The organism is Halorubrum aidingense JCM 13560, assembly GCF_000336995.1.
Classification (GTDB): domain Archaea; phylum Halobacteriota; class Halobacteria; order Halobacteriales; family Haloferacaceae; genus Halorubrum; species Halorubrum aidingense.
The window spans coordinates 24382-41311 of the sequence record NZ_AOJI01000024.1 but is presented as its reverse complement, the minus strand read 5'-3'; the positions used below and the strand labels follow the sequence as shown (position 1 = coordinate 41311).

The following is a 16930-nucleotide window of genomic DNA, read 5'->3' as shown; positions in this document are numbered from 1 at the left end:
GATTCCCACGGTCTGACTGCGCTCACCGCCGCTGTCCATCGAACGCTCACGGACGTCAAACAGCACGAGCGAAAGACTTCGCCGCTCACCGGTCCCCGATAGCGTCTTCGAGCGGTACGAACGGCTCAACGCCTACGAGGAGGCGGTCGACGCCGTCGTCCGCCTCTTCTCCCCCGTCGAAACAGGAGGGCCTCTCACTTCGTCGCTTCAGGCTGCGTCGCTCGGCGCGTCGCCGTCGCCTGTACCTCGCTCAACCGCTCGCAGGCGGTCGCTTTCGAGGTCCATTCGGACTCGGTGTGTTCGTCGCTCAGCGTCACCCCGGACTCATCGGTCGCACAGTCGTAATACACCGCAAATCGGTCCTTCCCGGCGGCATTCTGCCACGATACGGCCTCGACCGGTCGGCGGATCGCGACCGCCAGTCCGGTTTCCTCGCGTATCTCACGGTGCAGGCAGTCCAGCACGGCTTCCCCGCGGTGGAGTCGACCACCAGGCAGTTCCCATCCACCGTCGCTCGATCGGCGAATAGTGAGTACCTGGTCGTCCGGTCGACGGATGACACCGCGGATACTCACCGTCGCTTCGAGGAACTGTGTGTCCATGTTTTGCTGATGCCTCAACGGAGGTGTTAGTCTACCGATCGGTGGTCGACCCGAACTATAAGCTCGTATTAACAGCTGCGTCCGAGGCGAACGCCTCGGAGTTCGGCACAGAGAGAACGGGAGAATCTTCGCGAGAGGGGACGGCCTCTGCTCGGCGTCTTATCTATCTCGGGTGACGACCTCTCCCGGCGTGGTAGCTGCCCCAGTAGACAAGGTGACACCGGCGTTGAGACTGGTGTTGATGCCGGTCTTCGCGCCGTCTCCGAGAACAACACCGAACTTTCGCCGGCCCGTAGAGACGCGCTCGCCTTTCACAGTAAGTTGTACCGGCTGGCCGTCGTGACGGAGGTTTGCGACCTTCGTTCCGGCACCGAAATTCGTCTCACGCCCGAGAATACTATCGCCGACGTAGGAGAGGTGCCCGACGGTCGCGTCGGCCATGAAGACGCTGTTTTTCACCTCGACGGCGTGTCCCACCTTCGCGCCGGGGCCGACGTAGGTGGCACCGCGGATATAGGCATTCGGACCGACGCTCGCACCGCTGTCGAGATATGCAGGTCCATCGATGACGACACCGGATCGGACCGTTGCTCCGGCGGCGACGTGGACGTTCCCGGAGAGGGTCGCGTCCTCGTGGACCGTTCCCTCGATCGTCGGCTCGGCCTCGTGGACTTTCCACTCGTTGGCCGCGAGCAGATCCCAGGGTCGACCCACATCGAGCCACCGTTCGAAGGTGACCGACGTCACCTCGAAGGCTTCACACACCCGCGAGAGGACGTCCGTGAACTCGAGCTCGCCGCGTTCGCTTTCGGGAACGTCGAGCCACTGTTGGACGTCCGCCGGGAGCGCATAGGCCCCGGCGTTGATCAGGTTGCTCTGGGGGGTGGCCGGCTTCTCGACCACTCCCGTGACTCGCCCGTCAGTGACCGTGAGAACGCCGTATGACCGCGGATCGTCGACCCGGAAGGAACCGACCGCCGGCGTCGACTCGTAGAGCGTCGCCAAGGTGCCCTCATCGTACAGGGAGTCCCCGTTCAGCACGACGAATGGCTCCGGTGCGAGCGTATCGACCGCGACGGCCACGGCGTCGGCAGTTCCGCGCTGTTCGGTTTGGGTGACGTACTCGACGGGTACGCCGTCGACCGTGTCCCCGATGGCCGCTTGCACGGCCGTCGTTTCCGGACTGACGACGACGATCAGTCTCGAGGCACCGGCGTCGACAGCAGCGGCGAGCGTGTGACCGATCAGCGGACGACCGGCGACCGGAAGCGTCGGCTTCGGCTGCGTCTCCGTGAGGGGACGCATACGCGTTCCCGATCCGGCAGCGAGCACAACTGTTTGCATAGGTCGGGCTCAGCGCGCGAATGGATATCAATTGTGCATTTCGCTGATGTCATATGATGTACCAAAGAGGTGACCCGCTCGGTCGCTGAAGAGTGCGAATATCACGATGAGGCTCGGAGAGAACGAATCTGGTGCGGCTCGATCCCGAAGCGGTTCACTGACTGCTGTGAGCTCGGATACGGCTTCGAACGGATTGTAAAGCTCCATTTGCGCCTGCCAACGTCCCCACCTTCGGTCCTGATCGTCGGAGAAAATGAAGTTACGCTACGCCTCCCTCAAGGAGCAAACGGCGTCAGCCGTGAGCGAGTAGGGTGGGGTAGTCCGCCAGCGACTTAACGTCCGGGTGCCATTCCGTACGGTTCACCACGGCGCATGCTCTCTGCGAGTAACACGTAGGTCGCTTGGCTCCACAGGAGGTTGGCGTTCCAGCGAGGGCGACCGGCCCCGTCGACGCGTTCGGGGAGGAGGTTTGCGCTCGTCACCCATTCCGGGGCGTGGTGGTGGACGTAGTCGGAGACCGCATCGGTGTCGCGGCCGCTCTGCCAGCGAACCATGTCGGCGTAGGCCTCACAGATGGGCCAGCCGCCGTCCTCGTCAACTCCGGTCGGCGTGTAATCGTCTCCGGGATACCGTCCCAGACACGGTGTTCGTTTGGCGCGCCACGCAGTGTCGGTGGCGTGTTCGACCGTCGACACCATCGTCTCGTCGTCGGCTGCAACGACGTTCCACGGCCAGTATGCCATGAAGACAGCGCCATCAGGACGGCGGTCTGCTGGAGGCCAGTCCGGGTACTCGGGATCGCTCGCCGTGACGTAGTGCGCGCCCAATAACCCGTCCTCCTCGAAACAGTACTCACGGAAATTACTCGCCCACGTGGCGGCGCGCTCGCGGCAGCGCTTGGCGTAGGCGTCGTCGCCGGCTGCCGAGGCGAGCTCTGCCATCGATCGGAGTCCGGCGATAGCGGCCGCCGACCCCTCTGTCGTGTGGCCCCAGATCTCCTCCCAGGGATCTTGGTGTCGTTTCGGGAACCCGTCCTGATCCCACGACAGCAGGAAGTCCGCTGCTCGACGGCTCATGGGGTAGTGAGCCTCCAATAGTGCGTTATCACCGGTCTCCTCGTAGAGGAGCCAGTGGGCGTAAATCGGCCCGCCGACCTGATCGAGTTGGAGCTCTTGCCAGTGGTCGCTCCCGTCAGCGTAGTAGTTCTGCCACCACGTGCCGTAGCGGTCGATGTCTCGTTTATCGGTGGTGTGGCTGTCGATCTGCACGTGATCAAGCCAGTCCAAAGCCCGGCGGGCTTCGGGCATCGCGCCAATCGACGAGAGGGCTTGTATCATGATAACTAGGTCCCGTGGCCAGATGTAGCGATAGGAGAACTGCTCTGGCTTGAACGCCCCAGCGATGATGCCGCCGAGGCGGTCTTGAGCACACTTGATGCTCGTCACCGAGAGTTCGTATAGCTCCCGCGCAGTGGCGTCGGCCGGAGGCGACAGTGAGAGGTTCGCATACCACGCCTCCCAGACCGCCTCGAAGGTCGCTCGCTCGCGCTCATACCCGGCATCCAGTGTCCAGCGGACGTTATCGATAGCCTCCCGCTCGCTCTTTCCAAACCCGATTCCGGTCGTCCAGCGAACGTCGGTCTCCCTCCCCGCATGGAGTCCGATGGCGGCGTCTACTTTGCCTTCCTTCTCCGTCGTCTCGGTGAGCGTCCCGGTTCCGTCAACATACAGGTCCTGCCACGCACTGCGGTCCGGCCCCGACTCGACGCCTTGGAGGCCGATTCGCTGACCGTCGAACGTTGTTTGGCCCGTCTCCGGGTTTCGCTGTGCGATCGCGAGGTACCGGTTCCCGTCGTGAGCAATAATAAAATCGTAGCCACTCACGTGTCGACGAGCCGCCTCTTCGACATCGTTGCCGGTTCGAATGTCGTCCATTCCGAGGCTGGCCAGTGTGAACAGTGAGTGACCCCGCGCGTCTTCGAAGCGGGCGCGATTGTCGATCAACAACGTCGGCGTGTTCGGACTGACGAGCACTCGTTGGTCTAGGGCTGCTCCCTCACCGTCGGGGAACCGGAAGTCGTTGTGGATCTTGATTTCGGGGACACGGCTTGAGGTGTAGCCGGTGGTGCTCGCAACCGCATCGTTTCGTACGTCGAGAGTAACCCCTGAGTCCGTTCGGCTCAACAGTACGTGTACGTCGTAGAGCTGTTCGACGTCGAGACGGAACGCTGAAACCTCCTCGATAAGCGCCCCATTCCACGCGCGGTGGTGGGTTCCAGGGTATTTATTTACCGCTGCAAGCACGTTGCGGCCGCCTCCGAACGGCGCGCTCACGATTGCATCCTTATCGCTCGGCCGAGGCGCGAACGGTCGTTCTGAGTCAGTCACTGCTGTCTCTCCCGGCAACCGTTGTCCCGCTGTCCACACCGGACCTGCGTCACCCTCAACACGGAGTTACTCGTAAAACGGTCTGTTAAGGACACCATTATAACTCGCTTTGACGGTAGTTCACTTAAAATACGATCACCGATCCCGTATTCTCAATGCGAGGGCTAACATGCCGACAATACTCTGTCACCACACTCACACGGCGGATTCGAACTACGCTGAACGCGATGTTAGGGGCCACACAAACGGGATACATCACGCGGATTACGTTTCGATGGTGGGTGCTGCACCACCGACCCTCGACGTGGTTTTCACGCGCACCGAACATTGGCGGGCTGACCCCGATCGGTTCGATCGGTTGGCCGAACGCGTTTTCGAGCGCGGTGGCACAATCGATCGGTTCGAGTCGCACGCTGTCTTCACGGTGGCCGGCAGCCGTGGGGCGGTTATCAACGGTATCGAGACCTCCGTGGAGACGGACAATAGCCACGTAACCGTCTGCGGATTGCCGATAGAAGATCGTCCGCCAGCCCGAGCGTGCTCACTCGACGAACTGTGCGAACTCGGCCGCGAGGCCGCTTGGGTCGCCCCTGCCCATCCGCGGTTCCCGAAACTCGGCTTCTCCGACGCGCATCTCCGGAGCGTTCTGGACCGGATAGTCGAGGAGCCGTTCGCTGTCGCGCTTGGGTATACGACCGGCTATCCGGCCCCGCTGAACGTCCTCGCACAGGGGAAACACACGGCTCACCCGGTCAGAAGATACGCGCGGGAGTACGACGTCCCGTTACTGCCGGAACTGGACTGGCATGCCGCCCTCCCACGAACGCCCACCGGCTTCGGTGTCGTCGATGACGAGGCGTTCGCCGCGCTCGTCGATGGACGGATCCCGACCGACGCGCTGCTCGACGCGGGACATCTCAAAGCGGGTCGATGGCCTGCCGGCGTGACGTGGTCCGACTTCGTCCAAACTTTCCCTGGGGCGGTCCCGGCACCGCTTCGGTCGGTCAGCGGCGCCGCAGTGCCGACCGAAGACAGACTACGGGCTATCCGAGACCAGACCATCGGTGAGCTGTTTGCCCACCCGTTCTGGAAGCGGTTCTGTTCCGCTTCCGACGCGGCCGCCAGTCAGTAACCACGGGTGACAGACAGCGCGGATCGCAACGGATGAGCCACAGACGTGTTTCGCCGCGCCGATCGCACGATGGCTGTCACCGGTGACGGGGAGTTTGTACCTGGTGGCTCCGTTGAGATCAGCTGAAACAGACAGGAACTGGCTGCTAAATACAGCGGAGATACCTCTCTGAGCGCTGGCACTCAGTTATATTCTCACGCCCCTTACGAAGTGATATGGCTGCGTGGCATCGGAACGTGAGGAGATGGCGGCGGCAAGACATCGGGACGGGGATTGTCGCGGCGTCTGCGGCACTCGTCGCTTCCCTCTGTTATCAGCTCGTGCTGGAGGTCAGTCCATCACAGCTTACCGCGGACGCACAGTACTGGACCGGGTACGCGCCACAATTTACAGTCGTCGCCGGATTCGTGGTTGGTCTCTTTTTGTGGAGACGCGTTATGTCTCAGGTGTCTACCCCGAAACAGGGTGCGATCGCGGGCGGCCTGCTGGCCCTCTGTATCGTGGTACTTGTACCGGTACTGGTGGCTGTGTACGTGCTTCTGTTTCCACTCCTTCTCAGTGTCATTACCGGGCAGGAGTTTCAGTACGCACTACAATCCTACCCGGCACCGCTGTGGGCCGCTGTCGGCGTCGCTCGAACCGTTGCTACTGCGTGGAGTCCGCTCGTCAGCGTTGTGCTGGTCCCCATCGGAGCGCTGGCCGGGTGGACGTCCCAGCGTCGCTGTCGCTTCAGTAGGTAGCGAATCGTCCGCTAGCGGCCACGAGCCGCCAACTGTCGGCGGTCTCGTTCCGTTATCCACCACCGCAGGCGTTCTACCGTGTCACGAACCGACGACTCCGGCGGGGAACGTCACCGAGTGAGCCGGCACGTCAGTCATGTCGTGAATCACCGGCGTTGATCGGTCCGATTTGATCGAGTCTGACGGCGATGCTGTGCGAGAGACGCGTGTCATATTCCGCGGAGGGTGCTGAACCGCCAGCGACAGCGGTTTCGACGGTGGCGAGCGACTCGATCAGTTCGACGGTTAGTTCTCCTCGGCTACCGCTACTGCCACTTCGTTTCGCCGCATAAACGGCGGTGTCCACGGGTCGTTATACCGGAGGAGGTACGGCTCTCCCTTCGGGTCGATGCCTTCACGGTCGAGTGTGGAGAGCAGCTTCCGTGTTCGCCGTGTGACGCGCCACTCCGGCGTGTACCAAGAAAACCGATTCACGGCGACTGTCTTCGGTGGTTCGGTGACGAGTGTGACCTCGTCTTCCGTCGGTTCCGGCGCCGTGTCAGGAGTGTACTCGGCGGGGAGGTAGAACGCCATTCGGACCGTCTCTGCGTCGGTTCCGGTCGCGTCTGAGCGGACGGGGGTGGTCATCGCAATCGACGCTCCGGATTGGGTTTCGACGGGGGCAGTCATCGAGACCGACTCGTTGCTTTGGTTGGCTCCCGAGATGTATCTGAAGAGCCGTCGGAATGCGGTTCGCTGGTTTGGTGCCGTCGTTTCGACGAGCATCGTCTGGGGATAGCGGCGAAGCTCGCTGCCGTTCAGCGTTCGGAGCCGTTCATACGGAACTGATTTCGCCTTCTTGGTCGAGTAAATGCCCCACCCGACCCACCCGGCGAACACCACGCCACCACCGACGAGTATCGCTTTCGTGATCGACCTCATACAACACGTTAGTCATCCACACGGATTAACCGACTGCTCTGTTTCACTTTGTGGTCAATACGGGGCGCGCACGTGTCGGGATGGTTCGCTAGCCATGCGGATCGTGGTGTGGATACCGCACGATATACACCGCGCGTGTTGGTCACCTGTTGGGAGAACATAAAATAGCGAGCGCTCCAAATCGTCTGTATGGCTACTCCACGCCTCGTGTACGACGACGACTGCGGCTTCTGTATGTATATGACGCGGTGGCTGTTGCGGTTCGGTACGTTCGATCCGATCGGGTTCAGCGAACTCACACCGGATCAGAAGGCGCGGCTTCCGGACGACTACGACACCTGCATGCACCTGCTGACCGACGACGCGGTATATTCCTGCGGCCGAGCGCTTGAACAGTGCGTCAGCCGGTGTGGGATCGTCGGTCGACGTCTCGTTCACACAGCGCGTCTGCTTCCCGGTTGGGGACGAATCCGGGAACGCGGCTACCGGTTCGTCGCCGACCGCCGATCGATTTGGGGGCGGTTTCGGTCCTGCGAACACGTCGAGGGAAGCCTCTCCGGTTCCCAATCGAAATAAAAAAAAACCGTTCTGCCGCACATGTTGGCTTGGTCTGGTCAGTACAGATGGTGCAGAGCACAATTCGACTGCATTGTGTCAGAGATTGCGTGCGAGATACAACGCGAATTATTGCGAGTTGTCACAGGTGGGTGATTCGGGAGGCTTGATTCACTCTCCCTGTTCGACTTCGAAGATCTCGTCTGCAGTGAGACCGTGGGCCTCTTTGTGGACTTTCTCACCCGCTTCTTTGCTGGGGCCCTCAAAGAGGCAAAAGACGGCTCCCTCGTCTTCATCTACCCAATAATTCAAGTATTTCACACCGTGTTTCTCCTGCGTTTCGAGATCTTTTTTGTGAGCATCAACAACATCCTCAACGCTTGCATCAACATCTCTATGAACGTCCATATAGAGTGGCATGGTACATCTCAACATGAGAAATGCCCACGGTTAGTTATGAAGACCTATTTTTCGGTACGTCGCACTTATTCGGGCGGCAGAACGTCCAGATGGATTAGTCGGTAAATCGACAATCGGTATCGGCCAAACATCACCCCTCTTGCGATCCAGCCGCAAAGTATGCACTCTTCACCGACCAGCTGTGTCAGTTTATAATATGTTTGAAGAATAGGATTTTAACAAAGCCAACGGAGCCAGTAGAACCTTTACCGCGGAACCGAGATTGTTGGTGTACGTCTGATGGCTGTGCTTGACGATCTCTCCGGATTCGAGTTCGAGGACGTGGTGGAGGATATCTTCCGGAATCTCGGGTACGAGAACGTGCGGCAGGCCGAACGGACGGCTGACGAGGGGCGCGACATTTTGATCGAAGCGGTCGTTGACGGGACTCGTCGGAGTGTCGTCGTGCTCGTCGTACTCGGAATAGCCGTTAGTGCGGCGTCTGATCGGACTCGAGACCGGTTCGGTATCAGTCGTCCGCGACGGCGGGAACGGTCGGTGCCTCCGAGGGGGGTTCGGGCTGTTCGAACAGCGGGCTCCACGTTAACGCGTCCTCGTAGTGGAACGCGCGGTGGTCCTGCGTCGGGTCTACGACCGTCAGCGAGAGCCAGTCGTTGTCCAGCAGTTCGGTCAGCTCCTCGTGCTCAGCGAGGACGTCGGTGACGCGGTCGACCGGCGCGTGAACGATCGTCGAGAGGCGGAGTGGCTGGTGGTGCGGGTTGTCGTCGGCAGCCATCAGCGACTGCAGCGGGAGGCCGGTCATCAGGTCGCCGCCGTTGCCCTGATAGACGCCGACGTTGCCGACGGGGTTCTGCGTTATCTTCGATCCGCTCCCGTAGACGGCGTTGTCGACCGTCGAGAAGTAGTACTGGGCGTTGATCCACTGGGTGACGACCATGGGGCCCGTGAAGATCGCTTCGAGCGCGTCGCCGTCGGGGTCCGTCGTCCAATCGTACGAGTGGAGGAAGGCGCGCCCGTCGAGATCGATGTCGCTCGTCAGTTCGCGGGGGCCGACGACGAAGCCGGCGTTGCCGGCCAGTCCCCACTCGGGACGCGTTTCGGCCCAGTCGGCGGCGCGGCGTGCCGTCTCATCGACGCTCATCGAGCCGTCGGTCCCCATCGACGCGGCGCGCTCGGCGGTCGCGTTCTCGCGGGCGGTCGCGAGGTTCCCACGCAGCTGTTCGAGGTCGTCCGCGTGGCTCTCGGGGACGTCGGTGGCGAACAGTTCCACCTCGTCGGTCGTCGTGTTGTGCTGGCCGGCGACGAAGACCGTGTCCTCGGGGACGTCGAACCCGCGGTCGCGGAGTGCGGCCGTGACGGCGTCGTCGTTACAGATCGCCGCGAGAACGCGGGCGTTCGGGCCACCGGCGTTGCCGGCACAGGCGCCGCAGTCCAAACTCGAGTCGTACGGGTTGTTCGCCGTCTCGCTGGTGTGGCCCGTGAACACGACGAGGCGACCGAACTCCTCCCAACCCATCAGCTCGAACGCTGTCGCCGCGTACTCGACTTTCTCCTCGTGGGTCAGCCCCACGGGGAGATCGCCGACGTAGGTGTGTTGATGGTGGACGGTCTGCTCGCAGAACGCGTGGGTGTCGGGGCTCACGTCGTCGGCGGTGTCGAGCAGGTCGGAGACGCGGCCGGGCGCGAGGGTACGGGCCGCGAGCGCCAGCCCGTACCCGCTGCCGGCGCTCTCGACGAAGCCGAAGGCGGTGGCCGGGTTCGTCTTCAGCGTCTCGATCACCTCGCTCGCGGCCTCGCGGAGCCCCGACCAGCGGTTGTGACTCGCCTGTGCGTCTCTGTCGGTCGGGATCTCGGAGACGCGGTGCTGCGGGTCGAGAATCGGCGGACAGGCGTCGACCGACACCTCGGAATCGTACCCCTGGTACTGCATGGGGATGCCGAAGAAGCCGGCGTACCCGTGCGTTTCGTAGTCGCCCGTCTCCTCGATGTGACGGCGAAGCACCTCCGAGCGCGTGTCGATACAGAAGACCAGCTGCGCGTCTGGGCGACCGGAGGGGTCGCGGTCGGCGATGGCGGCGCTCTCTTCGGCGACGCGTTCAACGACGTCGCCACGGTAGCTCGCTTCCCACGCGCTCAGGAACGCGTCGGCGATCTCATCGGTGGCCTCGTCTCCGGCGCTGTCGGGACCGGTCGCCGGTTCGATATCGGCGTCGAACCCGTCCAGCAGCGCGAGGCGCGCCGCGAGATACCCTTCCAGCGTGATGGGGTACGTCGACTGCCACGCGCCGTCGTCGGCGGCGCGTTGTTTGACGAACCCGGTCCATCCGGGGAGCGCGGCGAACTGCTCTTCGAAGATGGGTTCCCACTGACTCTCTGGATACGACGCCAACACCGACTCGATCGCTTCGATCGGCGATTCGGGCAGGTCGGCGATGACCCCCTTGTCGGGGATCTGGCCGTCGTGCGCCGCCACCGACCGGAAGGCACTGTAGAACCCGTCTTCGCGGTTCGGCATCGGCCACTGCGCCTGGCCCTCGTCGAGGAACGCCGACAGCCACTTCGTCAGCACGTGGTCGGCTTGCTCGAGGTCGGCGTTCGGACGCGCTGGTTCGACGTTCGCGTCCATGCGGTCCAGCAGCGTTTCAGGGTCGTCCTCGTACCCGCGCGCGGCCAGCTCCGAGGCGAGCAGCTCGGGGTCGATCTGCCCGCCTTCGAGGGCCGCGTGGAACGTCTCCGGGGTCGGATAACCGCGACCGCCGAAAAGGTCCGCAGCCTGGGTGACGGCCTTGCTGAACGGCATGTCTTCAAATCCGGAGAGCGGGTTGGCCGTCACGAACGAGTGAATCGGCCAGACCGACCCGACGGTGGTCGCTGCCTTGTCGATGCTGTCTTCGAGGGTGTGTTCAGTACTCATTGTAGTCCTCCCTGGCAGTCAGCACGGTGCTGGAAGCGGGTTGGCTCGCGTTCAACAGCGCGACGTAGAGGCGCTGGCTGCGTTCGTGGACTCCCGTTTCGATCCCGACGTACGTGAGGAGGAAGACGCCGGCGACGAGCGCGTGGAGCGCGCTCAGTTCGGTCGGGGCCGCGACGACCGGAAGTCCGGACAGGACGCCCGAGACCGCTTCGTAGACGAGCGCGTAGACGGCGATCGCCGGGATGAAGACCAGCGGTATCGCGCCGTAGCGAGCCGTCGACGGAAGCGAGGCCTGCTCGACGGCGGTGCGGGCGGCGTGCATCGTGGTGAGCACGACGAACACCGCGAGGAGGAGCCCGCTGTCGACGCTCGTTCCTTTCCCCGTGAGCACGGCGAACAGTCCACCGCCTGCGAGGCCGGTGAGCAAGATGATCGCGGCGCCCGTGACACTCGTCTCGTGAGTGTCGCTCGCAGTCGGGCTCGTGTGCTCGACCCGTTCGCCCGCGCTGAGGAAGTGATACGCCTTGTAGAAGCCGTGGAGGATGAGGTGGGTGATCGCGGCTCCGAAGAAGCCGAGACCGGCCTGCATGATCATAAAGCCCATCTGCCCCACCGTCGAGCAGCCCAGCTCGGTCTTGACGTCTGACTGGATGGTTTTGAGCAGCTTCCCGACCAAGGCGCTCGTTGCGCCGACGGCCACGATTCCGAGCATGAGTGTCGCGTCGACGGTCACGACCGGAGCGAAACGCGTCAGCAAGATGCCGCCGGCGTTGACGAACCCGGCGTGCATCAGCGCCGAGGCGGGCGTCGGGGCGGTCATCGAGGAGAGGAGCCAGCCGTGGAACGGGACGAGCGCGGACTGAATCATCGCCGCGAGGACGAGTGCGACCGCGGCGACGAGCCACACCGGTCCGCCGAGGGTGTCGGCGGTCGCGGCGACGCCGGAGACCGACGTCTCGCCGGTCGCCCACCACAGCGCGGTCAACGCGACGCCGAGGAGCGCGCTGCTGGCGAGGAAGTATTTGCGGGCGACGCTCGCGGCGGCCCGTGCCTGCGCCCAGCCGTCGACGGTGCCGATGAGGCGCGCCATCACCAGACCCATCGCCAGCCACAGGAGGGCGAAGACGGCGAAGTGATCGGCGGCCACGAGGCCGATCACGGCGACCGTGAAACCAAACACGGCGAGGAAGAAGCCGGTTTCGTGGGCGCTACCGGCCATGTAGCGACGCGAGTAGCTGTGAACGATGCCGCTGAAGAAGGTGACGACCACCCACATCAGCACGGTCAGACCGTCGATGGCGACGACGCCGGGGATCTCCCACGCGCCGCCGATCCGGAGTCGGGCGATGAGGACGACGACGCTCGCCGCGAACAGCGACCACACGGCCCACGTTAGTGCCACGGGCACGACCGACGATTCCACCGTCGTGTCCGGGAGCGCTCCGACAGTCTGTTTCGAACTGTGTCCTGACATCGTTCAGTCCATCATACGACCGCTTCCGGTAGCCGGTAGATACCGGAGTCCGCTTTTGGTCGTCTTCGTTCGCTTTGGAGAACAGAATGACTATTAAATCTGTCTATGAGAACAGTTCGTTCGAAAAACTACCATTATAGAACGTTATGGTTTCGCAGTATTTGCGAGCAGACTGCTCACCGTGGAGGGTAGCCCAGTAAAAAAACCGCATCGTTGCAGATCGACCGCGCGTCGTCGCCTAGCTACTGTCCTTGGAGTCGAACTTGCCGAAGGGTGTCGTCTCGTGACTCCTGACGAGAACTTCGTCGGCGACGGTCAGTCCCATGTCGAGGAGCTCTTGTGCGACGGGCGTGATCTCGTTGTCCGACTCGCCGACGACCGTCACGAGCAGATTCTCCTCTCCGGTGACCAGCTCTTGAACCGAGATGACGCCGTCGATCTCCAGAATGTCGGGTATCAAGGTGCCGCGCTCGGGAATCGAGGCGGTACAGTACAGCAGCATTCGAAGCGGGTAGCCGGATTTCTGGTAATCGACGCTAACGCTGTATCCCTTGATGATGTCGTCGGATTCCAGACGTTGGATGCGTTTGCGGACGGTACTGTCCGAGGTACCGGTCCGCTCCGCGATGTCACCGGACGACATGTTCCGCGCGTCCTCCTGGAGCGCGTACAGGATCGCTCTGTCCACGTCGTCGATCTCCTTGTCAGCCATACCCGCATATCCGAGATACAGGCACTTTACCTTTTGATGTTGCTCGGTTACGGGGCGGTCACGCCTCGCGTTCGAACTCCGGATCGAACAGCCGCGCCGACATCGGTGCCGGGTCGCCGTCAGTGAGATTGTACGCCGAGAAGTCGGTGACTCCCGCCTCGCGGAGCAGGGCTTCGTCGTAGAAGCTGTTGCCCGTACACTCCGCCGGGTCACGCGCTAATATCTCGAGGACCGCGTCGGAAACGACCTCCGGGGTGCGCCAGTCGTCCTCGGTCCCGAGCCCGAAGTACCGGGTCGCGCGGGTGTCGATGGTCGTCACCGGCCAGAACGTGTTACAGCCGACGCCGTCGCCGGCCAACTCCTCGGCGAGCGAGAGCGTGATGAACGACATCCCGAGCTTCGACCACGCGTACGGCGCCTTCCCCGGTGACCGGTCGGTCACGATCGGCGGCGAGTTCGACAGCAGCCACGCCTCGTCGAGCCCCGCGAGATGCTCGGCGAACGCGTGCGCGACGAGGTGAGTCCCGCGGACGTTCACCTCGGTCAGCAGATCGAACCGGTCGGCCGGCAGGTCGGCGACGTTCGCCAGCTGAATGGCGCTCGCGTTGTTGATGACGATATCGACCTCGCCGAAGTGATCGATCGCCTCCTCGACGACCGCCTCGACGCGAGCCTCATCGCGGAGATCGAGTTCGAGCGCGAGCGCCTCGACCCCGCGATCACGCACCTCGCGGGCCGTTTGCTCGATCGACCCTTCGAGGTCGGAGTCGTCGCCGTCGGTCGTCTTGCCCGTCGAGACGATACTGCAGCCGCGGTCGGCGAGCGCGAGCGCGAGCTGTTTGCCGATGCCGCGGGTCGTTCCGGTGATGAACGCCGTCGAACCTGAGAGGTCAGGAGCCGCGAGTGCCATGCCTCCGATTCGGCCAACCGAGGGATAATTCCCGGTGCCGAGGCCGCGAGGGCAGCGCGACCGGTCTCGGGTGGCCCCATTCGACGAGCCACCGTGTCAGTAGTGACCGACACGAGCCGATCGCGGACGTCTTCGATACGATCGAGAAGCGGGTCCGATCCGATCGGCAGACCGCAGCATTCCGTTCGGCACAATTATACTCCGCGCGGAACACATTGTACGCTAATGACACCTAGCCAGTTCGAGAACGAACTCACGATTCACGAGCACACGCAGGCGGGGACGCTGGACGAATTCCACCGCGCCTACGAGGCCGCAGTCGACGACATCCGCTCCGACTTCGGGGCGACCCACCCGCTCCGGATCGACGGCGACGAGATCGAGACCGAAGAGACGTTCACCGTCACGAATCCGGGGGACACGGACCAGGTCCTCGGCGAGTTCGCCGCCGGCGACGAGACGCACGTCGACGAGGCCGTCGCGGCCGCCAGCGACGCCTACGACGAGTGGAAGGAGACGCCGTGGGACGAGCGCGCCGCGCTGTTCCGCGACGCCGCGGACATCATCCAAGACCGCAAACTCGAGATCACGGCGTTGATGGCCTACGAGAACGCGAAAACGCGGAACGAGGCGATCGCGGAGGTCGACGAGGCGATCGACTTCCTCCGGTACTACAGCAGCGAACTGGAACGGACCGAGGGGTACTCCGCCGACACGCGCGAGCCGACGCCCGGGCAGCGCTGCGTTAGCGACCTCCAGCCGTACGGCGTCTTCGGCGTTGTGTCCCCGTTCAATTTCCCGTTCGCCATCCTCGTCGGAATGACGACCGGCGCGCTGATCACCGGGAACACCGCGGTCGTGAAGCCGGCGAGCACCACGCCGCTGACGGCGCACGCGTTCTTCGACGTCCTCGCGGAGGCGGGTATTCCGGACGGCGTCGCCAACCTGGTCACGGGCGGCGGGCGAGCGGTCGGCCAGCCGATGATCGAACACGAGGACGTCGCCGGGTTCGCGTTCACGGGCTCCCGCGAGGTCGGGCTCGAGATCCAGCGGACGTTCGACGAACTCGACAAACGCGGGCCGGTCATCGCGGAGCTCGGCGGGAAGAACCCGGTCATCGTCTCCGACAGCGCCGACCTCTCGAAGGCCGTTTCCGGCGTGAAGTTCGGCGCGTTCTCGTTCAGCGGTCAGAAGTGCTCCGCGACCTCCCGCGTGTACGTCCACGAGGACGTCGCCGACGAGTTCACCGAGCGTCTCGTCGCGGAGACGAACGACCTCTCCGTCGGTAAGCCCGAGAACCGGGAGACAGTCGTCTCCCCGCTGATCGACGACAGCGCGATCGAGCGCTACGACGACATCTGCGACACGGCGGCCGCGGACGGCACGGTCCTGACCGGCGGGAGCCGAGTCGACCGCGACGACCGCGACGACCTCCCGGCCGGTCGGTACGTCGAACCGACCGTGGTCACGGACATCCCACACGATCACGCGCTCGCGACGGACGAGCACTTCCTCCCGTTCGTCACTATCCACCCCGTCTCGAGCCTCGAAGAGGGGATCACGAAGGCCAACGACAGCGAGTACGGACTCTGTGCCGGCCTCTTCTCGGAGGACGAAGACGAGATCAACACGTGGTTCGACCGGATCGAGTCCGGGATGTGCTACGTGAACCGCGAGCAGAGCGCGACGACCGGTGCGCTCGTCGATGCCCAGCCGTTCGGCGGCTGGAAGTACTCCGGAACGACCGGGAAGTTCGCCGGCGGTCCGTGGTACCTCCAGCAGTTCATGCGCCAGCAGAGCCGGACCGTGGTCGGCGACGTCGGACAGCTCTAAACGTCCCCGTCCTACTCGCTTCCCCGGTTCAGAGACAACCCGCCCTCAAATCGCCCGAGGCGTTTGGGTGGGGTAGTTGATTCAGGCGGTCTCCGACGACGTTTTACACCTTTGCACGAGTCAACACACGTGGATCCCGATACCGTCCGAAACGCGTGGGTAAACCGGGCGGGCGAACACTCACCGGCGTACTACGCATATCACGGTCCGAACGAGACGAGTACGGTGATACGCGATATCCTCGGCGAGCACCTTCCCCGCGACGCGGCAGTCCTCGAACTCGGGTGCGGGTCGGGCCGGCACCTCGAACACCTCGCCGACCACGGCTTCGAGAACCTCTCGGGCGTCGACATCAACGCCGAGGCGTTCGACACGATGCGGGAGACCTACCCCGAACTCGCCGCCGACGGAACGTTTTATTGCGGCCCGATAGAGGACGTCATCGAGGAGTTCGACGACGGACAGTTCGACGCGGTCTACTCGGTCGAAACGCTCCAGCACCTCCACCCCGACGTCGAGTGGGTCTTCGAGGAAATCGCTCGGATCACCAACGACGTCCTCGTCACGGCGGAGATCGAGGAACCGGTACGCGAGTCGTCGTCGACCGACCACGATCTGAACTACGTCGACGAGGACACGCCGCTGTACTACCGAGACTGGGACCGCATCTTCACCTCGCTGGGTTTCGTCGAGGTCGACGTCGTCCGCGGTGACAGAGACACCACGCGGGCCTTTCGCGCGCCCGGCTGACGCACCGGCCTCGGCAACACAGGCGACCGGCCAAATGAACCCAGACGTCGGCTGTCCTCCCGGCATACCTTTGACGCTCGGACCGATAGAAGGCAGTGTAGAGCGCCTACGGACACGTTGAGCATGATGCCACCCATTACCCGTCAGTGTCCCGAGTGCGGTACCAGAGACTGGAGCCGCCGCTTCACGGTCGTCGTCACCGACACCGGCCGCCGGTTGGTTGCGTGCCCCTCATG

The 16930-nt window shown here is 63.4% G+C and carries 13 protein-coding genes and 1 pseudogene; 5 read left to right on the top strand and 9 right to left on the bottom strand.

All coding sequences use genetic code 11. The features are described 5' to 3' along the window. Positions 1–194: 194 nt before the first annotated feature. The 3 genes from C461_RS09240 to C461_RS09230 all read right to left on the bottom strand — a co-directional run bounded on the left by C461_RS09240 (position 195) and on the right by C461_RS09230 (position 4333). Positions 195–602 carry an NUDIX hydrolase gene (locus C461_RS09240; RefSeq protein WP_008000624.1) on the bottom strand — a complete coding sequence of 136 codons (408 nt, stop codon included), beginning with the start codon at positions 600–602 and terminating at the stop codon, positions 195–197. A 159-nt stretch (positions 603–761) separates the two neighbouring features. Beyond that, a complete protein-coding gene (glmU, locus tag C461_RS09235) occupies positions 762–1946 on the bottom strand; it encodes a bifunctional sugar-1-phosphate nucleotidylyltransferase/acetyltransferase (protein ID WP_049906495.1) in 1185 nt (394 codons plus the stop codon). A gap of 332 nt (positions 1947–2278) precedes the next feature. Then, complete coding sequence (locus tag C461_RS09230) at positions 2279–4333, bottom strand: glycoside hydrolase family 15 protein (RefSeq protein ID WP_239639108.1); 2055 nt, start codon at positions 4331–4333, stop codon at positions 2279–2281. Positions 4334–4502: 169 nt separating this feature from the next. Here C461_RS09230 and C461_RS09225 point away from each other — a divergent pair, with 169 nt between their 5' ends. Next, positions 4503–5465, top strand: a complete 963-nt coding sequence (locus C461_RS09225) for a hypothetical protein (RefSeq protein ID WP_152418375.1) — start codon at positions 4503–4505, stop codon at positions 5463–5465. Positions 5466–6490: 1025 nt separating this feature from the next. Here C461_RS09225 and C461_RS09215 read toward each other — a convergent pair. Further along, positions 6491–7126, bottom strand: coding sequence for an SOUL family heme-binding protein (locus C461_RS09215; protein WP_008000615.1), 636 nt, complete (start codon positions 7124–7126; stop codon positions 6491–6493). 189 nt (positions 7127–7315) lie between these two features. On the opposite strand from C461_RS09215, the gene C461_RS09210 reads away from it, so the two are divergent. Beyond that, a complete protein-coding gene (locus C461_RS09210; RefSeq protein WP_008000613.1) occupies positions 7316–7702 on the top strand; it encodes a thiol-disulfide oxidoreductase DCC family protein in 387 nt (128 codons plus the stop codon). 150 nt (positions 7703–7852) lie between these two features. Here C461_RS09210 and C461_RS09205 read toward each other — a convergent pair whose 3' ends face one another. Continuing rightward, complete coding sequence (locus C461_RS09205; protein ID WP_049906500.1) at positions 7853–8089, bottom strand: DUF4242 domain-containing protein; 237 nt, start codon at positions 8087–8089, stop codon at positions 7853–7855. Positions 8090–8380: 291 nt separating this feature from the next. On the opposite strand from C461_RS09205, the pseudogene C461_RS15130 reads away from it, so the two are divergent. After that, a pseudogene (locus tag C461_RS15130) lies at positions 8381–8548 on the top strand (restriction endonuclease); the annotation flags it as partial. A 61-nt stretch (positions 8549–8609) separates the two neighbouring features. Here the strand turns inward: C461_RS15130 and C461_RS09200 are convergent. The 4 genes from C461_RS09200 to C461_RS09185 all read right to left on the bottom strand — a co-directional run bounded on the left by C461_RS09200 (position 8610) and on the right by C461_RS09185 (position 14111). Then, on the bottom strand, positions 8610–11015 hold the full coding sequence (locus C461_RS09200; RefSeq protein WP_008000610.1) for a DUF2309 domain-containing protein: 2406 nt from the start codon (positions 11013–11015) through the stop codon (positions 8610–8612). Further along, positions 11005–12489 (bottom strand): proton-conducting transporter transmembrane domain-containing protein, encoded by a 1485-nt coding sequence (locus C461_RS09195; RefSeq protein ID WP_049906492.1) that lies wholly within the window; start codon positions 12487–12489, stop codon positions 11005–11007. The genes C461_RS09200 and C461_RS09195 overlap by 11 nt, the downstream gene beginning before the upstream one ends. 238 nt (positions 12490–12727) lie before the next feature. Then, positions 12728–13201: an Lrp/AsnC family transcriptional regulator gene (locus tag C461_RS09190; protein WP_008000608.1), complete on the bottom strand. Its 474-nt coding sequence runs from the start codon at positions 13199–13201 to the stop codon at positions 12728–12730. 58 nt (positions 13202–13259) lie between these two features. Next, positions 13260–14111 (bottom strand): SDR family oxidoreductase, encoded by an 852-nt coding sequence (locus C461_RS09185; protein ID WP_008000607.1) that lies wholly within the window; start codon positions 14109–14111, stop codon positions 13260–13262. A gap of 225 nt (positions 14112–14336) precedes the next feature. On the opposite strand from C461_RS09185, the gene C461_RS09180 reads away from it, so the two are divergent. Further along, on the top strand, positions 14337–15944 hold the full coding sequence (locus C461_RS09180; RefSeq protein WP_008000605.1) for an aldehyde dehydrogenase family protein: 1608 nt from the start codon (positions 14337–14339) through the stop codon (positions 15942–15944). Between the two features lie 129 nt (positions 15945–16073). Beyond that, positions 16074–16694 carry a class I SAM-dependent methyltransferase gene (locus C461_RS09175; RefSeq protein ID WP_008000604.1) on the top strand — a complete coding sequence of 207 codons (621 nt, stop codon included), beginning with the start codon at positions 16074–16076 and terminating at the stop codon, positions 16692–16694. Positions 16695–16930 lie beyond the last annotated feature (236 nt).